Origin of the sequence: Sphaerospermopsis sp. LEGE 08334 (assembly GCF_015207205.1) — a bacterium.
GTDB lineage: Bacteria > Cyanobacteriota > Cyanobacteriia > Cyanobacteriales > Nostocaceae > Sphaerospermopsis.
Genome location: NZ_JADEXH010000017.1, coordinates 82,377 through 104,225 on the forward strand (window position 1 = coordinate 82,377; position 21,849 = coordinate 104,225).

The 21,849-nt window shown below is 38.0% G+C and carries 16 protein-coding genes, 1 tRNA gene and 2 pseudogenes; 10 read left to right on the plus strand and 9 right to left on the minus strand.

Annotated features, from left to right (window positions below; all coding sequences use genetic code 11):
* Window positions 1-25 precede the first annotated feature (25 nt).
* Entirely contained in the window at window positions 26-973 is a 948-nt protein-coding gene (gene ispE / locus IQ237_RS11610) for a 4-(cytidine 5'-diphospho)-2-C-methyl-D-erythritol kinase (protein WP_194055251.1), read from the minus strand.
* A gap of 70 nt (window positions 974-1,043) precedes the next feature.
* Entirely contained in the window at window positions 1,044-1,880 is an 837-nt protein-coding gene (gene rsmA, locus IQ237_RS11615; RefSeq protein ID WP_194055252.1) for a 16S rRNA (adenine(1518)-N(6)/adenine(1519)-N(6))-dimethyltransferase RsmA, read from the minus strand.
* Window positions 1,881-2,247: 367 nt separating this feature from the next.
* On the opposite strand from rsmA, the gene IQ237_RS11620 reads away from it, so the two are divergent.
* Together IQ237_RS11620 and IQ237_RS11625 are read left to right on the plus strand one after the other, a co-directional pair.
* On the plus strand, window positions 2,248-2,817 hold the full coding sequence (locus IQ237_RS11620) for a GerMN domain-containing protein (protein ID WP_194055253.1): 570 nt from the start codon (window positions 2,248-2,250) through the stop codon (window positions 2,815-2,817).
* A 348-nt stretch (window positions 2,818-3,165) separates the two neighbouring features.
* On the plus strand, window positions 3,166-4,857 hold the full coding sequence (locus IQ237_RS11625; protein WP_194055255.1) for an MBL fold metallo-hydrolase: 1,692 nt from the start codon (window positions 3,166-3,168) through the stop codon (window positions 4,855-4,857).
* 134 nt (window positions 4,858-4,991) lie between these two features.
* On the opposite strand, the gene IQ237_RS11630 is transcribed toward IQ237_RS11625, so the two are convergent.
* From IQ237_RS11630 to IQ237_RS11660, 7 genes are all read right to left on the minus strand, one after another.
* Window positions 4,992-5,303, minus strand: a complete 312-nt coding sequence (locus tag IQ237_RS11630; protein WP_096571619.1) for a DUF6679 family protein — start codon at window positions 5,301-5,303, stop codon at window positions 4,992-4,994.
* A 983-nt stretch (window positions 5,304-6,286) separates the two neighbouring features.
* A complete protein-coding gene (locus tag IQ237_RS11635) occupies window positions 6,287-6,502 on the minus strand; it encodes a hypothetical protein (protein ID WP_194055256.1) in 216 nt (71 codons plus the stop codon).
* Between the two features lie 305 nt (window positions 6,503-6,807).
* Window positions 6,808-7,596: a Nif3-like dinuclear metal center hexameric protein gene (locus IQ237_RS11640; protein ID WP_194055265.1), complete on the minus strand. Its 789-nt coding sequence runs from the start codon at window positions 7,594-7,596 to the stop codon at window positions 6,808-6,810.
* A 381-nt stretch (window positions 7,597-7,977) separates the two neighbouring features.
* Window positions 7,978-9,324, minus strand: coding sequence for a protein kinase (locus IQ237_RS11645; RefSeq protein WP_194055267.1), 1,347 nt, complete (start codon window positions 9,322-9,324; stop codon window positions 7,978-7,980).
* 105 nt (window positions 9,325-9,429) lie between these two features.
* A complete protein-coding gene (locus IQ237_RS11650) occupies window positions 9,430-9,843 on the minus strand; it encodes a secondary thiamine-phosphate synthase enzyme YjbQ (RefSeq protein ID WP_096571617.1) in 414 nt (137 codons plus the stop codon).
* 71 nt (window positions 9,844-9,914) lie between these two features.
* On the minus strand, window positions 9,915-10,997 hold the full coding sequence (locus IQ237_RS11655) for a glycosyl transferase (RefSeq protein WP_194055269.1): 1,083 nt from the start codon (window positions 10,995-10,997) through the stop codon (window positions 9,915-9,917).
* A gap of 153 nt (window positions 10,998-11,150) precedes the next feature.
* On the minus strand, window positions 11,151-12,308 hold the full coding sequence (locus tag IQ237_RS11660) for an aminotransferase class V-fold PLP-dependent enzyme (protein WP_194055271.1): 1,158 nt from the start codon (window positions 12,306-12,308) through the stop codon (window positions 11,151-11,153).
* Between the two features lie 379 nt (window positions 12,309-12,687).
* Between IQ237_RS11660 and IQ237_RS11665 the strand changes: the two genes are divergently transcribed.
* From IQ237_RS11665 to mgtE, 8 genes and pseudogenes are all read left to right on the plus strand, one after another.
* Window positions 12,688-14,148 (plus strand): TM0106 family RecB-like putative nuclease, encoded by a 1,461-nt coding sequence (locus tag IQ237_RS11665; protein WP_194055273.1) that lies wholly within the window; start codon window positions 12,688-12,690, stop codon window positions 14,146-14,148.
* Between the two features lie 146 nt (window positions 14,149-14,294).
* Window positions 14,295-15,482 carry an esterase-like activity of phytase family protein gene (locus IQ237_RS11670; protein WP_194055275.1) on the plus strand — a complete coding sequence of 396 codons (1,188 nt, stop codon included), beginning with the start codon at window positions 14,295-14,297 and terminating at the stop codon, window positions 15,480-15,482.
* A gap of 234 nt (window positions 15,483-15,716) precedes the next feature.
* Window positions 15,717-16,053: pseudogene (locus IQ237_RS11675) on the plus strand (serine/threonine protein kinase); the annotation flags it as partial.
* A 218-nt stretch (window positions 16,054-16,271) separates the two neighbouring features.
* Window positions 16,272-17,783 carry a serine/threonine-protein kinase gene (locus IQ237_RS11680; RefSeq protein WP_194055277.1) on the plus strand — a complete coding sequence of 504 codons (1,512 nt, stop codon included), beginning with the start codon at window positions 16,272-16,274 and terminating at the stop codon, window positions 17,781-17,783.
* A 396-nt stretch (window positions 17,784-18,179) separates the two neighbouring features.
* Window positions 18,180-18,253, plus strand: a tRNA-Asp gene (locus IQ237_RS11685).
* 154 nt (window positions 18,254-18,407) lie between these two features.
* Window positions 18,408-19,847 carry a glutamate--tRNA ligase gene (gene gltX / locus IQ237_RS11690; protein WP_194055279.1) on the plus strand — a complete coding sequence of 480 codons (1,440 nt, stop codon included), beginning with the start codon at window positions 18,408-18,410 and terminating at the stop codon, window positions 19,845-19,847.
* A 188-nt stretch (window positions 19,848-20,035) separates the two neighbouring features.
* Window positions 20,036-20,539 carry a hypothetical protein gene (locus IQ237_RS11695; protein WP_194055281.1) on the plus strand — a complete coding sequence of 168 codons (504 nt, stop codon included), beginning with the start codon at window positions 20,036-20,038 and terminating at the stop codon, window positions 20,537-20,539.
* 188 nt (window positions 20,540-20,727) lie between these two features.
* Window positions 20,728-21,552 (plus strand): annotated as a pseudogene (gene mgtE, locus IQ237_RS11700) (magnesium transporter); the annotation flags it as partial.
* Window positions 21,553-21,849: the final 297 nt, after the last annotated feature.

The following is a 21,849-nucleotide window of genomic DNA, read 5'->3' on the forward strand; positions in this document are numbered from 1 at the left end:
CTGTCACCTGTCACCTGTTCCCTGTTTAGTTTAATATCTGAATCCCATTGCCAATTGTCTGAGTTACAAACAATTCTAAATCCTCATCAGGAATTACGGATCTGATCCTTTCCTTAACTATTTCTGCTTGTGCTTTTGATTCCACAATGGCAAATACAGAAGGTCCAGAACCTGACATCATCGTGCCTAAAACTCCTTCTTGAGCAGCAAATAATTCTCGCAATTGTAATACTTGAGAATAAGAAGGTAATACCACTTTTTCTAAATCATTGTGCATTTTGTTGGCGATTTCTGCTGCATCTTTATTGACGATAGCTTTGACAATTTCTGCCGAATGCACTGCACTAGCACGAGCCACTAAATCTTCAGTATTTGTCATATAGGTACTACCAAATACTTGCCGATAGGTTTTATAAGCCCAAGCTGTGGAAACTTCCAAACTGCGATATTTAGCTAATACTATATATATGTGATCTAAACTAGGTAAAGGAGAAAGTTTTTCACCTCTACCAGTAGCAATTACTGTTCCCCCAGAAATACAAAATGGCACATCTGAACCGAGTTGTGCGCCTAATTCTTCTAATTCTGATTGAGTTAATCCCAAATTCCACATCAAATCTATACCCACTAACACCGCTGCTGCATTTGTCGAACCTCCAGCTAAACCCGCAGCAACAGGAATGTTTTTTTTCACAGTAATATCAATCCCACCAAAATTACTAAAAGCATCAGGAAATTTCTTGGCCATTAGTGCAGCGGCTCGGTATGCTAAATTACTGTTATCTGTAGGTACTTGGGGATGATCACAATAAACGCGAATCGCTTCTGTGCTTGCAGCGTGTAAATCAATTTGATCTGCAAGGTCAATGCTTTGGAGTATCATGGCTAACTCATGATATCCATCAGGGCGATCGCCGATGATTTCTAAATATAAATTGATTTTCGCAGGTGCAATTAAGCTATAAGAACGCATATAAGTGGTAATTGGTAATTGGTAATTGGTAATTAGGTTATTAACCTCCCCCTGCTCCCTACCCCCCTGCTTATTCACTGTCACCTGTCACCTGTTCACTGTTCACTGAATTTACCAGTGATACCCATTGTGTAACGCTGAGGTCTTCGGCGCGAGATTGGGGATTAATATTTAATTGTTCCAGTAATTGGGTCAAGCGATCGCGCTCAATTACCGATTGCAAGTTATTTCTTAACATTTTCCGCTTTGCCCCAAACCCTAATTTAACCAGATTTTCCAACTTTTTGGGGTCATTAGCGGTAATTTCTCTCTGTCGGGGGACTAAGCGCACCACAGCAGAATCAACTTTTGGTGGTGGATAAAATGCACCAGCAGGAACTGTACAAATTAACTCACAATCTGCCAAATACTGCACCCGCACCGACAACGCTCCAAAAGTTCTTGAACCTGGTTTAGCATACAACCTTTCTGCTACTTCTTTCTGAATCAGTAACACAATAGAATCAAAGGGTTCAGGATTGGGGTTAGCAATAGTACCCAGTAACTTTTCAATAATTGGACCTGTAATATTATAGGGAATATTGGCAACAACTTTATTTTGCTTTTGAAACTTAGGAAAAGCTGTTAATTGAGAAGCTACATCAAGAGTGAGAAAATCCCCTTGCAGCAGTAAAAAATTTTCTCTTTCACCTAGTTGTTTTACCAGTAATTTACACAAATCTCTATCAATCTCAACAGCAACCAAAGAATAAACTAAAGGTAATAAACGCTTAGTTAAAATTCCTGTACCCGGACCAATTTCCAAAATCCTATCATCTTCTTGACAGTCGGCTGCTTTAACAATAGCGTTAAGAGCCTTTTCACTTTTTAACCAATGTTGAGCAAATTGTTTGCGCGGTTGTACCATTTATATAAATTTCTCCATAATTAATAAAAATGTAAGTCTTCAGCTATCAGTAATCAGTAATCAGCTTTGAGATGTAAGTAGACTAGCTGCCAATAAAATTATAATTTTACTAGATACATAGGCTTTAAGCAGAGAAATTTACAGGCTGAGATTTGTGTTTTTTGTGAGTTTTGCTGATAGCTGATAGCTGACGGCTGAATGCTTACATAAAAATAAAAATTTCCGCTAATAGTCCCAGATTTGCTTTTAGAGTTAATGTATCTATCTGAGAACTTGCAGAAACCTCTTACTTAGTTTTGTAACTATATTTTCTATATAGACAAATTAGTAAGATTAGTCTAGTTAATCCAGCGCCAAAACATTACTTATGAACACTAATATGAACACTAAGATAAAATATATTTTACCCGTAATTTTATTAGCAGTTGGCACCGGCATCAGCAGTTGTACTTCTAGCGATATTTCTGATAATACAACTTCAACACCAACACCAAACAATACAGTTTCCCCAACTCCCCAAAATTCTCCAACATCTCAACCATTTTCCAACCAACCCTCTCCAGATGCAACTTCTAAAGCTGTTTCTGGTAAAACTACTCAAGTTACCCTATACACAAGTGATGCTCAATGTCAAGATTATGTTTCTAAACAAACTTCAGTATCAGCCGACCAACCAGTTAACGAAGCTGTAGGTAAAATCTTACAGGAACGGGATACAGCCGATTTTAGCCTAGTTGGATATCGTGTGAACGTTGATAATGGAGTTGCAACAATTGATTTACGAATTGCCCCTGAGTCTAAGCGGCAAATAGTTTCTCTTTCTAGCTGTGAACAGTTCGCTTTATTTGGAAGTCTCCGTAAAACCCTCACCAGTAACCCCCAATGGAATATCAAAGATGTCCGTTTTACAGAACGAGGTCAGGAAGTTGTATTTTAAGGTGACTGGTGACTGGTGACTGGGTAATCAATTTTATGTTTCCCAATTACCAATTACCAATTACCAATTACCAACTACCAATTACCAATTACCAATTACCAATCACCAATCACCAATCACCAACTAAAGTAAAGATTTTCTAGCGATTCTGCCCAAATAGATAATCACACTATTACTATAAAAATGAGTTGAATCAACGAGGGTAAACCGATGGATGTTAAGCTGATTTTAGTAGGATTCACTGTTATCTTTACCTTTGCGTGCTTATTTTTCGGTACAAAAAATGGCTTTTATGATTCAGACAACTATCATGGCAACGGTTCGGCACATTAACCAGAGTTAGAGCGCATGAGGGATGATCTATCAGTATCGTCTCGTCCTGATCCTGGGGATGCAGCTAATGAATTAGAATGTCTGCCCTATAGTGTTCAGCATGAAGATGAAGGTGTTTGTCTATTAGTACGCATGGGTCCCCACCGCATTTTGTTAGATTGCGGTTTGGGGGATATTTCATATCTGACTAGGGACATAACTAAATCAGCACAGAAGGGTAGTTCACCATTACCAGCAGATTTAGTGTTGGTTAGTCATGCTCACCCAGATCATGCTAGAGGTTTGCTGGCACTTAATCAAGCTTTTCCTCTTATGCCTATTTATGCTAGTGAGGTGACTAGCAAGTTATTACCGTTAAATTGGCCGGAAGAAGCACCGGAAGAAATTCCTTCCTTTTGTCAGGCGTTACCTTTGCGATCGCCTATAGAAATACAAGAAAATTTAGTTGTGGAATTATTTCCTGCCGGTCATCTTCCCGGTGCTGTGGCTATTCTTATCACCTACCACACCCCACACCGTGATTATAAACTACTGTACACAGGAGATTTTTTCCTCTCCAACTCTCGCCTAGTAGATGGGTTGCGCTTGGAAGAGTTAAGAGGTTTACATTTAGATGTACTGTTAATTGAAGGCAGTTATGGAACATCTCGCCATCCCCATCGCCGCAACCAAGAAAATCAACTAGCGGAAAGAATTAACCGCGCCATAGCTGATCACTGTTCTATTATTTTACCCACCCCGGCTTTAGGCTTAGGTCAAGAATTGTTGATGTTGTTACGTTCTCATCATCATTTTACTGGACGAGATTTAGATATTTGGGTTGATGGTAATGTAGCTGCTGGTTGTGATGCTTATTTAGAACTTTTACCCCATTTTCCCGCGTCAGTCCAGAATTTTGCCCGTCATCAACCTTTATTTTGGGATGAAAGAGTACGTCCCCGTGTGCGACGCTTAAAAGTAGAAGATTTGACTACTTTAGGCAGTTCACCTTGTATTGTCCTCACTGACTCCACAGCGGATTTAAGTAAATATTGTCAACCCAACACAGGACCCTGGCTCATTCTCCTGCCAGAAAAAATAGATATCAAAGTTAATCCAGAATATCCCGCAGCAACCACCATAGAAAGCTATCTTTTGGCTCAACATAGTGATGGACCAGGAACAACTCAATTAATTCATAATTTACGACCCCAGCACGTGGTTTTTATCCACGGTTCTCCTGCTTACTTAGCTGACCTAACCAGTTTAGACGAGTTACAAAATCGTTATCATCTTCATTCCCCAGCAGCGGGAATTTTGGTAGAATTGCCCATTGGTGAAACATTTTTACAACCTTCCGCCCCAGAAACTAATTATGAAGGGGAGTTGACGGAACTAGAAACAGTCATTACAATCTCCCTACCAGAAGCAATTACGGATGATCCACGTTGGCAGCAATTTGCTGATACTGGTTTAATAGAAGCCCGTTGGCAAGGTGAAGAACTAGTATTAAGAGGTTTGTCTCAACGAGAACTGCTGAATCAAAATAGCTTAGATGCAGCCCGTAGTAAGCACCCCTATACCTGGTCAGATTTAGAGTGTTGTGGTACGTGCAAATACCAGAGGGGGCAACGGTGTTGGAATCCCGCAGCCCCATTGTATAACTTTAAAGTTACCCTGGAAGGTTATTGTCCTGCCTTTGAACGTTTATCGGATCTAGAATCCTGAATAGGAGTCAGGATTGCTGGATTTTGGATTTTGGATTGTGTTTGAATTACTTGCAATCCAAAATCTAAAATCTAAAATCTAAAATTTTCTTTCCCTAGTCCCTAAATGGTAATTTTTGGGTAGACAAAGAGTTATTAGTCGGGATTCAAGTCAGTAAAACGGTTACGGATACGTTCCGACTCAGGACAGTCTTCAGTCATGAGAGGTTCTACATTACCCCGTGGTACGGAAGCTAATTTTTGCGTTACCGAGCCAATGCTTTCTAGGCGAACCATCTCTTCCCAAGAACAAACTTCGTCTTCTTCGTCTGTTTCATAGCGTAGAGTCACTAGATCACCCTCTATATCTATAATGCGGGCCCGCTCTATCCAGCGTTGCTGATCCCGCAAAAAAACACATACCTCCCGCCCGTCGCAACACAGTTGATAAATCTTGCGGTGTAGCATGTACTACTTCTGCCTTTTTAAACAACGTAGTTAAACTTGTGAAAATTTGGGTCTTAACCCGGTAAGAGATACCCTAAAGAGTTCAATTTCATGCTTGGTGAACTATTGCAATAACCCAATCTCACAAGGACTCGGTGGTGGTAGTCAATATAAGGAAGTTTTGGGTTATAAACCAATGGTTAACTGCTTCAGTTGAGCTTAATCTTTTTTAGGGCAATGCTAGATCATTTCTACTTCATAGAAGTCCAACATTTATAGATTTTTCCTCACCTGGTGAATACTTGGTGGTGTTTCCTGATTACCATCCTGTAATAAACTGTACTGCAAAACCAGCGTTAATTGCGGTTGTTTTAGTTGCCTACTTGTAGTCATTGGCATTTCTAGGAAGTCTGGGGACTCGGCTGTACTTTTAACCCTTAATGTATTTGATCTTAACTCATTCTCAGGCTTAACTTCATGGTTTTAAACAACAATCACCCAAGACTTTTCAGTTTTGCTCTGTAGCATGAGGTGTAATACGGGCATTTTGCCTGTCAGTGGCGCAAATATGGCGATATTTCAGGATTAGGAATTTTTTTTGCTGGCAATTTTTTCTTGGTGATATTCATAAATTAGCAAAATTTATTACTCGTTATTAATTCGGTGAGTTTTTACAAATTTCAATGTAGGTAAATGCGCCAATAAATATATAATTATGATTATTTGTATATAGCCATTTCCAATAAGCGTGAGGTACAAAGTTTTTTCGTTTTAGGGAACTCTTAACAGGGAACAGTGAATAAATTTGTTTGTACTTCATTAGACTCAGAAACGCTATATTAAGCTTTAATAATTCAATCTAGGTTTTACTGAAGAAACCGAAAACTTACAGGACTTACGCAAAACAGAACCACAGTAGGGCTATAATCAACCCCAACCATCTGAATGATGAGAGCCAAAGTGTGAGTTAGTTAGGCTTCATGTTAAGTTGTATCGAGTAATTCTTAGTGACATTTGTTCAGTACAGGCAATTCTCTAAGATTCTTTGAACAAGCTTCTCGTTTAACTGTACCTATGCGAATTGCTTCGTATAGATTTGTAAGAGCTTTTAAATCATCGGATTGATAGCACTTAGTTGCCAATACCTGAAGGAGTAAACCCTCTGATTCAACACTAAGATATCCGGTTTGAAAGGCAGATGCAATGAGTGTGCGAATCATGATCAATAGGGCAAATGAACGATTTATCATTTCTATTGTCAAACATTTGCTTGCTAAATACATTGATATAAAACAGTAAATATTCGTGATTCTCATTACAGAAAAGTTGTGACCTCAATCACGATTAAAAAACAGAAATCCTATATAATTAAAGGATTTTATCTACGTACTGATAAACTATAAGCAGCCAAAAATACAACTACTTCAAATGTGTTCAAGAATGGTGTGAGTCTGCAATTATACTATGAAGATTGTATAAGAAAGAAACATTTAGTATCAAATATTACAATTCAACAAATCTTTGCTCACGGTAAAAATTGGCGGAAATCTTCATCCTGTTGACTTAACTGCACCCAATTTAAATTTAGTGATTGGAATTTTTGTACCAAGCGATCGCACGCTGGGCGTTCAGTGGCATAGTGTCCAGCATCAATTAAAATTAATCCTTGATCTCTACTTTCTTGAAATTGATGAAATTTACAATCAGCGGTGAGATAGGCTTGGGCGTTGGTTTTCACGACTGCGGAAATAAAACCTGCGCCCGAACCACCCAAAACCGCAACTCGTGAAATTTGTTGTTGTAAATTCGCAGCGGGGGAAAAAATCAATTTTGGGGGATGAAGTTGAGTTTGAATTGTGGCGAGTAATTCTTGCAATGTTAAAGCTGGTTTTAACATTCCTACCCTTCCATATCCTAAACCAGATTGGGTGGGAACTATGGGAGATACCGCTTGCAGTTGTAATATTTGTGCCAATACATCCGCAGTGCCGTCATTTACCTGGTCGAAATTTGTATGGGCGCTGTAGATACCGATATTGTGAGTAAAAGCTAACCTTACCATTTCTGCTAGTGCTTCCCCACTGCGGAGAGATTTAGGGGGATTAAAAATCAGGGGATGATGGGCAAAAATCAGATTAGCGTTGAGAGCGATCGCTTCTGCCATCACTGCTAAAGTCGGAGTTAAACACACTAATACCCGTGCTTCTGCACCCAACACACCAGGTTCAATCTGCCAACCACAATTATCCCAGTTTTCACACCAAGCGGGATTTGCCCATTCTTCAAACCAGGTGATTAAATCAGTAATTTTCATTAGATATTTTCACTTATAATTTTAAGTAATTTTATTTAAGTAGGATTATTAAACCATTTTAGCCCAAATTCAGCTATGGTGAAACCACATCCAACACAGGTAGGAGTCAAGAGTAGGAAAAATTGGGAGCATCCCACACAGGCACACCAAAAACTCTCGCTCAACTTTCTTACCTTTGCGTCCTTTGCGGTTCAATCATATCAGGACTTTGGTGCATATTATTTCCATAGATACAGCAGGAGTCAGGAGTCAGGAGTCAGGAGTAAAACTAGCTTAGTGTATAGGTTTCAATTTAGATTCTGTATCTAATGGATCTGCAATCTGCTGTAAAAATAAATGTACACATTTGGGATGCTCCCGAAAAATTGAAGGAGGAAAAATTTATGACATACTTTTTATCAAAGCTTGTTTAAACTCTTCCGCACTCTGAAAAGTAATTTGCGGCTTTTCCACCAAAGCCAAATCTATCACCTCAGCTAATTTTTTAGGAATGTTTTTATTACGCTGAAGAACAGGTACAGGATCATTTTGCAAGACTGCTAACCAAGGATCACCTGTAAAATCGCGGGGAAAATATCCTGTGATCATATTATATAAACAAGCTGCTGTTGCCCAAATATCAACTTCTGGCAATGAGTTTTGAAAATCTAGCACTTGCTGACGTGGGATAAAAGCAGGTGTACCCATTTGATTTTCTGTTAAAGTTTGACCACTTAAACCCGCTAAGTCAAAGGCTTTTTCTAAACCATAATCACCTATTTTCACAACTATTTTATCATTGATGTATGTAATCAAAATATTATATGGGTTTAAATCTCGGTGAACTAATCCTTTACCTTTTCCTAGTGTACCATTAGGTAATTTCACATTGGGAACTTCTACTTGATGGGCATAGATCAACCCGTCAAGAACTTGGATAATTATGTCTACAGCAACATCTGTAGGTAAACGCCATCCAGACCTTTGCATTAAATCCCAAACATTACCTCCTTCACAATATTCCATGATAAAAAAGAAAGTTTCTTCAGCAAATCCATAATCTAACATCTCTACTACATGGGGATGTTCTAAACATTTGGTATTTTCTGCTTCCTTGAGAAACTTATTGATACCTTCTTCCTGAGCAACAACGGCCGGAGACATTAACTTTATAGCCACAAATTTTCTTAATTTGTTGTTTTCTGCTAAGAATACTTCACCTAAACCACCTTTCCCTAGAGACTTAACTAACTTATAACAGGAGATGCTTTGCAGATTTTCTTCACCTTGTGCAGCTAAATCTAGCAAGCGTTGTATAATCTTTAAATAATTTTTGGGTTTGACTTTTTCTACAACTGGATTGGCAGTTTTAATTGGTTGTAATTTTTCTACTTCTATAGCTATTTTAAATAAAATATCCCCCACTTTAATTTCATCGCCATCTTGTAAATCATATTGTGGAAAATTTAACTTTAAACCTTCTTGTGCTGTTTGATTGCGTTTCCTTTGACCGATTTTTTTACCATTAACAAAAGTGCCATTTAAACTGCCTAAGTCGCGCACCCGAATATCTGGAGGGTTAATATCTAATAAGCAGTGATAGCGGGAAATAGTCATATCAATTTCATTGGCTAATTGTAGGTTACAATCGTGGTTTCTGCCAATGATACAAGTGCTACGAGAATCAAAACTATATTGCTTGCCAGAGAGTGTACCTTGAGTAATGGTGAGAGTAATTTTCGATGGCATGGTAAATTTATCAGATAAGTGGACTATTTTGTATATGAATATATTTTGATATTTTTTGAGAGAAGTTTGTATTTTCTTAATTTTGGGTAAAATAATTATCAGTTATTATCCCCAAATGTGAACTACCAACTCTCTGGTATGATTATGCTGGCGATGTTCCCAAATGTAAATACCTTGCCATGTTCCCAAAACTAGATGACCATTATTAATGGGGATGTTTTCGGAGGTATGGGTTAAAACTGTGCGGATGTGTCCTGGCATATCATCAGCACCTTCGGCATCATGGATATAATAGTTGCCTTCTGGTACTAATTTAGCCATAAAATTTGCTAAATCTATTAACACATCAGGATCAGCATTTTCCTGAATGATTAAACTGGCTGAAGTGTGACGCAAAAATAAGGTGCAAAGTCCAGTTTTCACTCCAGATTCGCCAACTATAGCGGCAACTTTTGATGTAATATTCTGAAAGGATTTGCCAGTTGTGGAAATTCTCAGTAATTTTTGATAGTGTGTCATAATAATTTTGGATTTTGGATTTTGGATTTTGGATTTTGGATTTTAGGTTGGGAGTGTTTCAGTAATTTTAGTTAAATTGACTTCAAATAATCTATCACTGCTTTGGCTATAGTTTCATTACCATTTTTAGCTATGGGTTGTGGTTGTTTTGGCGGTTGGGGTAAGTCATGAAGAAAATCCCAAGTTCCATCAAAAAATTCTGTTGGTGTGATAATTTGATGGTGGTTGTAATTCTTAATTCCTTCTAATAGCAAATCAGCTTCCGCAAAGTCATGACGCGGGATGGTAATAATAGGCAGTCCTAGAAGTGTAGCTTCTGCAAAAGTGCTGTACCCTGGTTTAGAAACTACTCTGCTACAAATTGGCATAAAATCAACAGGACGATATTGGCGATTTTGCACTTTAATTAAGTTAGGTAAATCTGGTGCGGAAGCATCAAAGGCGATAAATTGCCAATCAGAAAATTTTTCAATATTATTATAAGGAATTGCTTGTAAACCTAAACCTCCAAATGTTAGCAAGATGGTTTTTTCTGGTGGTGTAGTTATTCCCCAAATGGTGCGGATTTCATCAATAGGGAAACCGGGAGAACCACCTGTTAAACCCACATCTATGATATTAGGAAAAGCAGACATGGGTGTATGGAAGGGAAGACGAAATAAGCGATCGCTTTTAGTATACCAATCACTGACCCAATCAGCAATTTCTGTAAATTCTCCTCCCCAATCTTGATAAATAAAGTCCCAACTAAAGTTACTTATCATCCAACAGGGAATGTTTGCTGCTTTCCCAAACCCAGCCGCCAGAAAAGGAATATCTGCCAATATGAGGTTAACACGATTTTGGCGAAGAAAATTAACTTCCGAAGCAATTAACGAATTTTGATTTTTTTTAATTTCTCTTAACTTGTCTAAGGTTGCTGCTTTATCCATTGTCAAACTGTCAGCTTGAACTACACCTAAATCAAAAGCACGTTGACGCAGAATAAAATCACCTTTGATGTAGGATTCAAGCAGCCATCGGGGTGCAGTTGTAGCAATAATTAACAGCACTTCTGGACATAATTTTTGAATTGTTGCTGCTATTGATGCGGTGCGGGTAGCATGGCCAAAACCGTGGTTAGTGATGGTTATATATAAAATTGGACGGTTCATATAGGAGGTGATTGGTGATTGGGTGAAAATTTCTACATAAGTAATTTGGCAGGAAAAAACAATGTATGTAATAAAATATAAAATTGCTAAAAGTCTCCCTCCTCTTGCCTTTTGCCTTACCACAACGAAAATTTTCAACACTTATCTATTTATCTACAGATGAGAAAATTCTTTAATTGCTGTTATTAATTGGTCAATTTCTGATTCTAAGGTGAGGTAATGAACACTTACCCGAATACAATTAGGATTGGCAATTGTGCGAGTTAAGATTTTTTGTGATTCTAAAAACTGCACTAATTTTAAACTCGGCTGATTATTGGTTAGCACAAAAGAAACTAACCCGCTTTGGGGAGGGGAATTTTTTAAACATTTGACATTAGATAATTCTATCAACTTTTGCCAAAGATACTCACTGTTGCTGCAAATTTGCTGATATCTTTCCTCTGCTGTTCCCCATTGATGATGAATGGCGATCGCTTCCTTTAAAGCAATATATAATGGAGTTGCTAAGGTAGACACTTCATATCTTCGCCCATCTGGTTGCCAATTTATTGGTTGTGCTTGATTATTGGTTATGACTCCATCTAAACCTATAAATGTTGGCTGTAACTGTTCCCGTGATTGGGGTCGTACATACAAACCCCCTACACCCGCAGGACCGCATAACCATTTGTGTCCAGTAAAAGCATAGAAATCTACCCCCAATTCTGTTAGATTTAAAGGTAGAACTCCCACTGATTGAGCCGCATCTACCAACAACAAAGAATTATTTTTTCTGCATATTTCTGTGATTTTGTCAATAGGCAAAACTTGGCCAGTATTCCACAACACATGACTTAAAACTACCAGCCGAGTATTGGGGCGGAGGTTTTCAGCAATAATACTTACGGTATCACCTTCGTTTAAAGTCGCCATTAGCGGACAAGTGGAAACTTCTACAGCGAATCTACGACTAATTTCTTGGGCAGTGGCAATTACTCCGGGATGTTCACAGTCAGAAAGTAGTAAATGATCACCAGCTTGCCAATCAATACCCCACATTCCGATATTACAACCAATGGTGACATTACCTGTAAGAGTGATAGTGTCAGATGGTACATTTAAGGTAGAGGCGATCGCCTCCCTTACAGATTGCATTTGGGGAGATATCCAGCGATAAGCTTCCGCACCAAAAGGTCCTATTTCCTGAATATGCGCTTGAGTTTGGCTGATAGCATCCATCGCCCCTTGAGGCATTGGTCCTTGTCCGCCATAATTAAAATAAATCTTGTTCCCTAACGCTGGAAATTTTTGCCGATGGTGATGCAACATATCAATTTTAGATTTTGGATTTTAGATTTTGGATTTTGGATTTTGGATTTTGGATTTTGGATTTTGGATGGGAAATTGTAAGTATTCAGCTATCAGTAATCAGTAATCAGCTTTTACCTACAGTTAGACAGAGTTGTTTTAAAATGAGCAGAATGTTGTCAAATTTCACAACTGTTAATTAGAGAACGCTACAGGTTAGTATTGATGTTTTTTAGGCTCTTGCTGATGGAAACCGACGGATCAATGCTTACGGGAAATTTAAAAATAAAAACCCCTATTCAACTCCTATTTATTCATAATATTTTTCTCTACCGACTCCTGACTCCTGACTCCTGACTCCTGACTCCCAAAATATCCCAATTGTTGTTAACTTAAATGAATGATCATTAATGCTGAACTCCTACTCCAATATCAACGCTGTAAGCGACGGCCTTTTTTAGATACTCATGGTGACTATAGCCAGCGAGATATTGCCCATGAGTTGTTGGTAAAAGTGCAACAGGATAAAATTGCTCATCAGAAAAGTATAATTCATAACCTGTCATATCACAAACCTGTTTTTCCTCCAGGAAACTGGGAAGCAGGTGCAGCAGCCACTATAGAACTGATGCAGCAAGGTGTAGAGTATATACATCATTCTGTATTATTAGCCACTTATGAAGATGAATATACTTTACTGAGTCGTCCAGATTTACTTGTCAAACAGCCTGGAAAATCCAGTTTTGGAGACTGGGTTTATGTTCCTGTGGATATTCAACTAGGTAAACGTCCCAAACAAGAATATCAGGTTATAGCTGCTTTTCACGCAGAAATTTTGGGAGCATTACAGGAAGTAACACCGGCTGAAGCTTGGTTAATCTTGCGGAATAAAGATACAACTTATGTGGTAGACTTGGATAAATGGACACCACAAATGCTGGATATTTTGGCGGAGTATATTCAAGTGGTAGAGTCGCCAGAAGCACCAGAGGTATTTATTGCCCGTCAAAAATGCCATCTGTGTCACTGGTATAATCATTGTTATGCGATCGCTCAATCTCAGCAACATCTGTCACTGTTACCAGGTGTGACACCAATTCGCTACACTCAACTACAAGCATTATCTACTACTACTTTAGAAGCACTCGCTAACACCAATCCCAGCACTTTAGAAAATGTCACTGGTTTTGATACTCAAGTAGCATCTAAATTAATATTACAAGCAAAATCAACATTAGCAAAAACTCCTTTAATTTTACCCTTTGCTTTACCAGCAGAAAAACTCACATTTACCGCCCCCATCGAATTATATTTTGATATTGAAGCCCAACCGGATTTAAATTTAAATTATCTGTTGGGGGTTTTAGTAGTTGATAGAGAAAATAATACAGAAAAGTTTTATTCATTTTTAGCAGAAACACCAACTCAAGAAAACCTAATTTGGCAGCAATTTTTAGATTTAGTTGGCCAATATCCCCAAGCACCAATTTACCATTTTTGTAATTATGAAGTCGAGACAGTGAAAAAACTAGGGAAACTTTATTGTACACCTTATTCCTTAATTGAACCTCTAATGACTAGATTTGTAGATATTTATGAACAATTAACAGAAAGTGTTGCCTTACCAATAGAAAGTTATGCCCTCAAAGCGATCGCACGTTGGTTAGGATTTGAATGGCGTGATCAAGAAGCTAGTGGTGCTAAGTGCATTTATTGGTATGATCAATGGTTAGAAACAGGCGATCGCCATTTTCTGGAACTGATCCAACGGTACAACGAAGATGACTGTCGTGCTACCCGCAAAGTTAAAGATTGGCTAGTTAATTTTTTCCAAACCGAATATACTAGAAAATTAGCGTAATTTGCCAAGGAGTCAGGAGAATGGCTTCGCCACGCTTCGCGAACAAGGATTCAGGAGTTCAAGGAGTCAGGAGAAAAAATTAGCTCAAATTACAATTATTTTCATGAGAATTAATAATGAAAATTAATAATGAAAATTAATAATCCATGCAACTAATGAAAAAAATCAGAAAACCATTATTCATTATTTACTTGACGATTAGCATTATCATTAGCAGTATTATTGGTATATTCTTCAGTAATATTGCCTCAGCAACAGTTAAAATAACGGATATAGAATTTATTGGTGCAGCCACCTTACCCACAGGATACTCTTTCCAAAAAACCGAACTAGGAGGATTATCAGGAATTACTTATGATGCTAAAAATGATCTTTATTATGCAATTTCTGACGATAGAGGGCAAAAAGCACCTGCTCGATTTTATACCTTAAAAATTGACCTCAGCACAGGAAAATTAACCAAAGATGGAGTTATTCCCGTAGCTGTCACCACCTTATTAAATGAAAATAATCAAAAATTTCCTCCTAGTGAAACCGATACAGAAGGTATTGCTGTAACTAACAAAGCCACTGTATTCGTTGCTTCTGAAGGAGATGTGCAAAAATCAATCAATCCTTTTATTAAAGAATTTTCCCTTGCTTCTGGCCAAGCTATTACCACATTACCCATACCAGATAAATTTTTGTCAGTTCCAAAAAGTCAGCAGGGTATACGTAATAACTTAGCTTTTGAAAGCCTCACCATCTCAGAAAATAATCAATCATTATTTACAGCGACTGAAAACGCACTCATTCAGGATGGTGCAGCGGCAAAACCTGGCTTTGGAAGTCCTTGTCGCATTGTGCAATATAACCTAGCCACCAACCAACCGGAAAAAGAATTTCTGTATATCACAGAACCAGTTACACCGCTATTCAATTTTACAGGCAGATTTGACAGTGGATTACCAGATTTACTTTCTTTAGATAATCAAGGACATTTACTGAGTATAGAAAGAACTTTTACGGGTTTGGGATTTGCGGTTTCTTTGTTTCAGGTTTCCCTAGAAAATGCTGATGATATTCATGATATTAACAGCCTTTCAAACATTGACATCAACAAAATCAAACCTGTAGAGAAAAAACTACTCTTAGATTTACAGACTCTCGATGTAGCCTTAGACAACATAGAAGGCTTAACCCTTGGTCCAAAACTACCTGATGGACAAACTTCCTTAATTCTAGTCAGCGATAACAATTTTAACAAACTCCAAAGCACCCAGATCCTAGCCTTTAAACTCAAGCTAGAATCACCCTTAAATCGGTTATTGCGTCTGCTACGAATCTCTCTATAGAAACGATTCGGGAGTCACTTCTAATGATTCCCTCACAGAAAGACTTTTATGCCTACGGCACCCTACGCGAACAGCAACCCCTAATTAAGTATTTTTACGTCTATGGAAAAAATACGAAAATATGTTACATAGAAGAAGATAACTTTGATCAAGTCAATCAAAGTGATTGATATCAATTCACAAGATTGAGCAGCTATATCAATACTTATTTGTGAGGTTTAGGTTTCAGGGTAAGCTCATCAAGGAGTAAGCCTAAATGGCAAAGTTTATCCGATTATTCATAGAGATATTAAACCAGAAAATATATTCATCAATAATTATGGAAAAAAAACAGAAATAGTGAAAATTCTTGATTTTGGTATTGCCAAATTTTTTACCGAGAGTAGTGGGATGACAATGACTGAATCTTTTATAGGTAGTCTACCTTACTCCTCTCCAGAACATATGCAAGGTCAAAGAATTGTAGATATCCGTTCTGATATTTATAGTTTGGGTTTGATTATGTTTGAAATGCTTACTAGAAGACATCCATTTTATACAACAAGCCACTCTTTTAGCACTTGGTGTAGACTTCATTGTGTTCAAGCTAAAAGTCTTCTCACAATAGAATATGAAAAATTAAAAGTCGAGGTAAAAAAAAGATTAATACAAAAACGAAAAAATCCCAATTTTTTCTTTCAGCTTGGATGGCGAAAATATTTGATTTATTTAAATTATAATCAATCTATAGTCTAGCTGCTAACAGTGAAACGATTAAAAAAAACAGTTTAAAATTTAGAGGTTATTGCAGTGAACACAAACCCTCATGCGTCTCCAGAAAATCAGGAGTTGCTGGCCAACCGTTATCAACTTCAAAAGTTAATCGGTAAAGGAGGTATGGGTGAAGTTTTTTTAGCATCTGATGTTTTGCTTGGAGGTACACCAGTAGCTATAAAATTTTTAACCCAGACATTTACCGACCCCACAGTTCAAGCTAATTTTAATCGGGAAGCTCTCCTCAGTGCTGCCTTGAGTCAAAAAAGTATACATATTGTTAGGGCTTATGATTATGGTGTGAGTAAAAGTGGCAAGCCATTTTATGTAATGGAATATCTATCAGGCAAGATTTTGAAAGAATTAATTCCCGTACATCTGTCCATGTTTCTCAATCTTACCCGTCAGATTTGTGTCGGTTTGCAGTGCGCCCATAAAGGCGTTGCTATGGAAGGTAAAATTTATCCGTTAGTTCATAGAGATATTAAACCAGCTAATATAATTGTGATTCCTGATCCTATTTTGGGGCAGTTAGTAAAAATCTTAGATTTTGGGATTGCCAAATTTCTCAACACTACTACATCCAACAACACTAAGGGATTTCATGGAACTTTAGCTTACTGTTCTCCTGAACAATTAGATGCAGGAGACGTAGATAGTCGCGCCGATATTTATAGCTTAGGTGTGATGATGTTTGAGATGTTAACTGGGCAAAAACCTTGGCAACCAGAAACTAACTATTTTGGTGCTTGGTATAAGGTACATCACTTTGAAAAACCAAGGGCGATCGCTGAGGTAAATCCATATATTGAAATACCTCAACAGTTAAATGATTTAATTATGGCTTGTCTGGAAAAAAAACCAGAAAATAGACCTCAAAATATGGGTGAAATAATTCAAATATTAACCAATATAGAAAAGTCTAGCCCACAACCAACCACCACAAGTTTAGATCACAAATCCCATTCTGCCAGTTCCTTAGTTCCCGGAACTTCTGCAAAAATTAGTTATAGTTATAATAAACTGGTTTGGCCTGAAAATAAACCCATTCAAGAAATTGTTTTTCCGCAGTTGATTGATACTGGGAAAACTGTTGTTGCGGCTCTATACCTCATGCTACCCGAGCAAGAAATTAAAAATCGTGTCGATAACAAACGTTACAACCAGTTTGTCTTTATCACCTCCCCCCACCCGATGCTGCTGTGGATCACTGTTCTCTATCATCGCCAACTCGGTCCTAAGTGGTTGCCCTGCTATCTAGATATGCAAAATCCTCATAATACTCAGTTAGTATCAGCTTTGGCTGCGAATAATTCTTACTCTTTGATTCTCTTTACCCTTGAACCTCCCCATCACTGCGCTAATATTCTTAGCAGTAGTATTGCCACAGCACAGAAAGAAAAGTTAAAAGCTTGGGTTAAACAAAGTGAGCAATTACCTTCATCCTCTAAATCTCATACCAGCAAAAAATTGTTAAAGCAGCAGTACAAGCAAATCCAAACTCAAATATTGGCACATCTGGAAGCTAAAAGCCAGTCCACAGGTTAGGAGGTAGGGGAAGTAGCTCACAGGGGTAGGTTTTTAATATTATCTGTTAAGGCAGGACCTGGAAGACAAGGAGGGAACGTAGACAAGGAAGATTTTATACGCACAATGGTATTTTGACGGACTGTTATTGTTACCAAGAGAATCTGATTTTGTACGGTTTTCCTCCCTTGTCCACTGTCCTTCCAAGTCTTGCCCTGACGACAATGTAAAATACCTACCCTTGTGAGAGTAGGGGGAGCAGGGGAGGATAATAACCCAATCACCAATCACCAATCACTAATCACCAGTGACCAGTCACCTGTGAAAAAAAAATTTCAATTTTTTCTCCCAACTACTTGACAGCCAAAAAATAATAAGCAATAATAGTATAGTTGAGAAAAACACAAATACCTGCAAGGGACTGTAGTTCAATTGGTTAGAGCACCGCCCTGTCACGGCGGAAGTTGCGGGTTCGAGCCCCGTCAGTCCCGTTTTAAAACACTGAGATTAGATTCCTGGGAGAAAATGTTGAATATCTCTCAGGAACGCTGTTTTTAACAGACTGGGAAAATAACCCATATCGGTGGTTTACAACCACTCAGCACTTGTTAAATTAATAATGCTTTGTGAGAGAGAGAATTAACTGTGTCTGTAAGAGTTCGTATTGCTCCTAGTCCTACTGGTAATTTACATATTGGTACAGCGAGAACTGCTGTATTTAATTATTTATTTGCCCATCATCACGGTGGTAAGTTTATTTTACGCATTGAAGATACAGATTTAGAGCGATCGCGTGATGAATATACTGATAATATTCTCACTGGACTGCGTTGGTTAGGCTTAAACTGGGATGAAGGTCCTTTTTTTCAATCTCAGCGTTTACACATCTACCAAGCAGCAGTACAGAAATTATTAGATCAAGGTTTAGCTTATCGCTGCTATACTACATCAGAAGAATTAGACGCGCTGCGGGAAGCACAAAAAGCCAGAAACGAAGCACCCCGCTATGATAACCGTCATCGTAACTTGACCCCAGAACAACAAGCAGCTTTTGAAGGGGAAGGTCGTTCTTCTGTAATTCGCTTTAAAATTGACGATGATCGGGAAATTGTTTGGCATGACCTAGTACGGGGTAAAATGTCCTGGCGTGGTAGTGACTTGGGTGGTGATATGGTCATTGCTCGCGCTTCTGCTGAAGGTATTGGTCAACCACTATATAATTTTGTGGTAGTGGTGGATGACATTGATATGCAAATTAGTCATGTCATTCGTGGTGAAGACCATATCGCTAACACAGCGAAACAGATTTTGTTGTATGAAGCTATGGGTGCAAAAATCCCTGAATTTGCCCATACACCCTTAATTTTGAATCAAGAAGGACGAAAATTATCTAAACGGGACGGAGTAACTTCAATTTCTGACTTTCAGAAAATGGGTTTTACTGCGGAAGGTTTAGTTAATTATATGACATTGCTGGGATGGTCTGCCCCAGATTCTACGCAGGAAATATTCACGTTAGATGACGCTGCTAAAGAATTTACCTTTGAACGGGTAAATAAAGCAGGTGCTAAATTTGACTGGGATAAACTAGATTGGATTAATAGTCAATATATCCATAATATGCCAGTTGATAAACTCATAGATTTGCTCATACCTTTTTGGGAGGAAGCAGGATATACATTTACTGATGGTAGGGAGCGTCCTTGGTTAGAGCAGTTGGTAAGTTTAATTGCTGCTAGTTTAACGCGGTTAGTGGATGCTGTTTCCATGACCAAAGTCTTTTTTAGTGATGGGGTAGAGTTCAGTGAAGAAGGTAGTCAACAACTGCAACAAGAAGGGGTGAAACCTGTACTGCAATCAATTTTGACAACTTTGGAAAGTCAACCAGAATTTTCCGCAGATACCGCCCAAAGCATCATTAAACAAGTGGTAAAAGAGCAAGGTGTCAAAAAAGGTTTAGTAATGCGATCGCTCCGAGCAGCTTTAACCGGAGATGTACATGGACCAGACCTAATTCAATCATGGTTATTGTTAAATCAGATTGGTTTAGATAAATCCCGTTTAAATCAAGCAATAGCTGGGTGATAGGTGACTGGTGACTGGGGACTGGTGACTGGGGACTGGGAAGAAAGCAGGGGAGGCAGGGGGAGAATATTAACTCTTGCCTCTTGCCTTTTGCCTTCTGTTCCCTGTTCCCTTATTAATGCAAACATTGGGAACTTAAAATACAAAATTTGTGTCTTTAAAATTACTTAAATATCAATATAATTACAATGGCTAAAAAACCGTTCAGTATAGCAATCAGATTATCTTTAATCATAGCTACGTTCGGCATTACAGCAATAATTCATACTATTGTTAATGCTGATGTCAATGCTCAGGAAATACCAATTTTTGGTGATATAACCATTGGCCAAAAATTTTCGCCTGATCCTTTAAAAGTCAGAGGAATGAGTGGTGGTTCAATTCCAGCCAGCAAAGTAAATGGCACAAGTGAAACGCCGACAGGTCCTTGTAGTGGGTTTGTAGATGAAGCCCCCGACCATATTTTAAAACTAACTAGTAAGTTTGACTACCTAAAATTACAAGTAGAAAGTCCAGCAGACACAACTATCATGATTAAAGGACCTGGTGGAATTTGGTGTAATGATGATTTTGATGGTAAAAATCCTGGTATTGTCGGTGAATGGTTGCAGGGGACTTACCAAGTATGGGCAGGTTCTTACGAGAAGGGTAAATATTTTCCTTATACTTTAAAAATTACGGAAGTTAAATAGAGAATTATTTAAGGCGGGAGTCAGGAGTCAAAAGTTATTTATTTTGGATTCAGCAAGCCCTACATACTACTATTGAATAAGTTGCTGGGCGTTGAAGTTTTTTCTTCGCGCCTTTCTACTTATGCCTTTATTTCAATGGTTTATAATTATCCGTGTATTTTATTTTCCGTTAAAAAGGCATTGTTGTTATGACTCAAGACACTCCACCTTTATACCCAGGAAATAATTCACGCCAAGAATTACAAAAACTCGTGCAAGCACAACTGGAAAGACTACTCTCTCAAGAAAACTATGAGGGAGTAAAAGCTTTATTAGTTCCTGTGCAACCGGTAGATATAGCAGAAGTTATTGGTAATTTACCAGAACCGATGCAAGCGATCGCTTTTCGTTTACTTGGTAAAGAAGAAGCTATTGAAGTATTTGAATATCTTGATTCCAATATACAACAGGCGCTAATTGCAGACTTTAAGCGTCAAGATGTGTTAGATATTGTGGATCGGATGTCACCCGATGATAGGGCGCGGTTATTTGACGAACTACCTGCAAAAATCGTCCGCCAATTATTACAACAATTAACACCTTCTGAACGAGATTCTACTGCCTTACTTTTAGGTTATAAACCTAACACCGCAGGGCGGATCATGACTCCAGAATATCTGTCATTAAAACAAAATATGACAGTTACTCAAGCTTTAGAAAGGATTCGCAGTTTAGCGGAGGTAAGTGAACTAATTTACTATATTTATGTCACTGATGATGAGCGTCGGTTAACAGGAACTCTCTCTTTAAGAAATTTGATTGTCGCTCAACCAGAAGTTATCCTTAGCGATATCATGATCAAAGATGTAGTATTTGTAAATACTGACACAGATCAAGAAGAAGTTGCTCGTACTATTCAGCGTTATGACTTTGTAGCTGTACCTGTAGTTGATACGGAACAAAGATTATTAGGTATTGTTACTGTTGATGATGTTCTCGACATTTTAGAACAAGAAACCACAGAAGATATCTATCCCACATTCCGCACCCTCAACTGTCACAAGGTAAAAAAGCCATTAAAGTAGTACATAATAACTAAAGATAATTCAAAGATTAAGAGACTTAATGAGAAGAAATAGCATTAAGAGGGAGATGGTGTGAGAAAGTGAAGCTTGGTAACAAAAACAAACGAAAAAAATGAATTAATTGATAACCAAATAAGAAATAATGGATAACAACAGAATAGTAGAGGAAACTGTTGTGAAATTAAAACCTCAAGAAATAGAAATTCAGAACATAGACCATTTAGGGATAGTAGCAGGAATAATAGA

Bases quoted from the DNA above. Each gene is read 5' to 3' on its own strand.
- IQ237_RS11620 (WP_194055253.1), top strand. From the start codon at position 2,248: ATGAACACTAATATGAACACTAAGATAAAATATATTTTACCCGTAATT.
- IQ237_RS11625 (WP_194055255.1), top strand. From the start codon at position 3,166: ATGAGGGATGATCTATCAGTATCGTCTCGTCCTGATCCTGGGGATGCA.
- IQ237_RS11630 (WP_096571619.1), bottom strand. From the start codon at position 5,303: ATGCTACACCGCAAGATTTATCAACTGTGTTGCGACGGGCGGGAGGTA.
- rsmA (WP_194055252.1), bottom strand. From the start codon at position 1,880: ATGGTACAACCGCGCAAACAATTTGCTCAACATTGGTTAAAAAGTGAA.
- IQ237_RS11640 (WP_194055265.1), bottom strand. From the start codon at position 7,596: ATGAAAATTACTGATTTAATCACCTGGTTTGAAGAATGGGCAAATCCC.
- IQ237_RS11665 (WP_194055273.1), top strand. From the start codon at position 12,688: ATGATCATTAATGCTGAACTCCTACTCCAATATCAACGCTGTAAGCGA.
- IQ237_RS11650 (WP_096571617.1), bottom strand. From the start codon at position 9,843: ATGACACACTATCAAAAATTACTGAGAATTTCCACAACTGGCAAATCC.
- IQ237_RS11670 (WP_194055275.1), top strand. From the start codon at position 14,295: ATGCAACTAATGAAAAAAATCAGAAAACCATTATTCATTATTTACTTG.
- ispE (WP_194055251.1), bottom strand. From the start codon at position 973: ATGCGTTCTTATAGCTTAATTGCACCTGCGAAAATCAATTTATATTTA.
- IQ237_RS11635 (WP_194055256.1), bottom strand. From the start codon at position 6,502: ATGATTCGCACACTCATTGCATCTGCCTTTCAAACCGGATATCTTAGT.
- IQ237_RS11645 (WP_194055267.1), bottom strand. From the start codon at position 9,324: ATGCCATCGAAAATTACTCTCACCATTACTCAAGGTACACTCTCTGGC.
- IQ237_RS11655 (WP_194055269.1), bottom strand. From the start codon at position 10,997: ATGAACCGTCCAATTTTATATATAACCATCACTAACCACGGTTTTGGC.
- IQ237_RS11660 (WP_194055271.1), bottom strand. From the start codon at position 12,308: ATGTTGCATCACCATCGGCAAAAATTTCCAGCGTTAGGGAACAAGATT.
- IQ237_RS11695 (WP_194055281.1), top strand. From the start codon at position 20,036: ATGGCTAAAAAACCGTTCAGTATAGCAATCAGATTATCTTTAATCATA.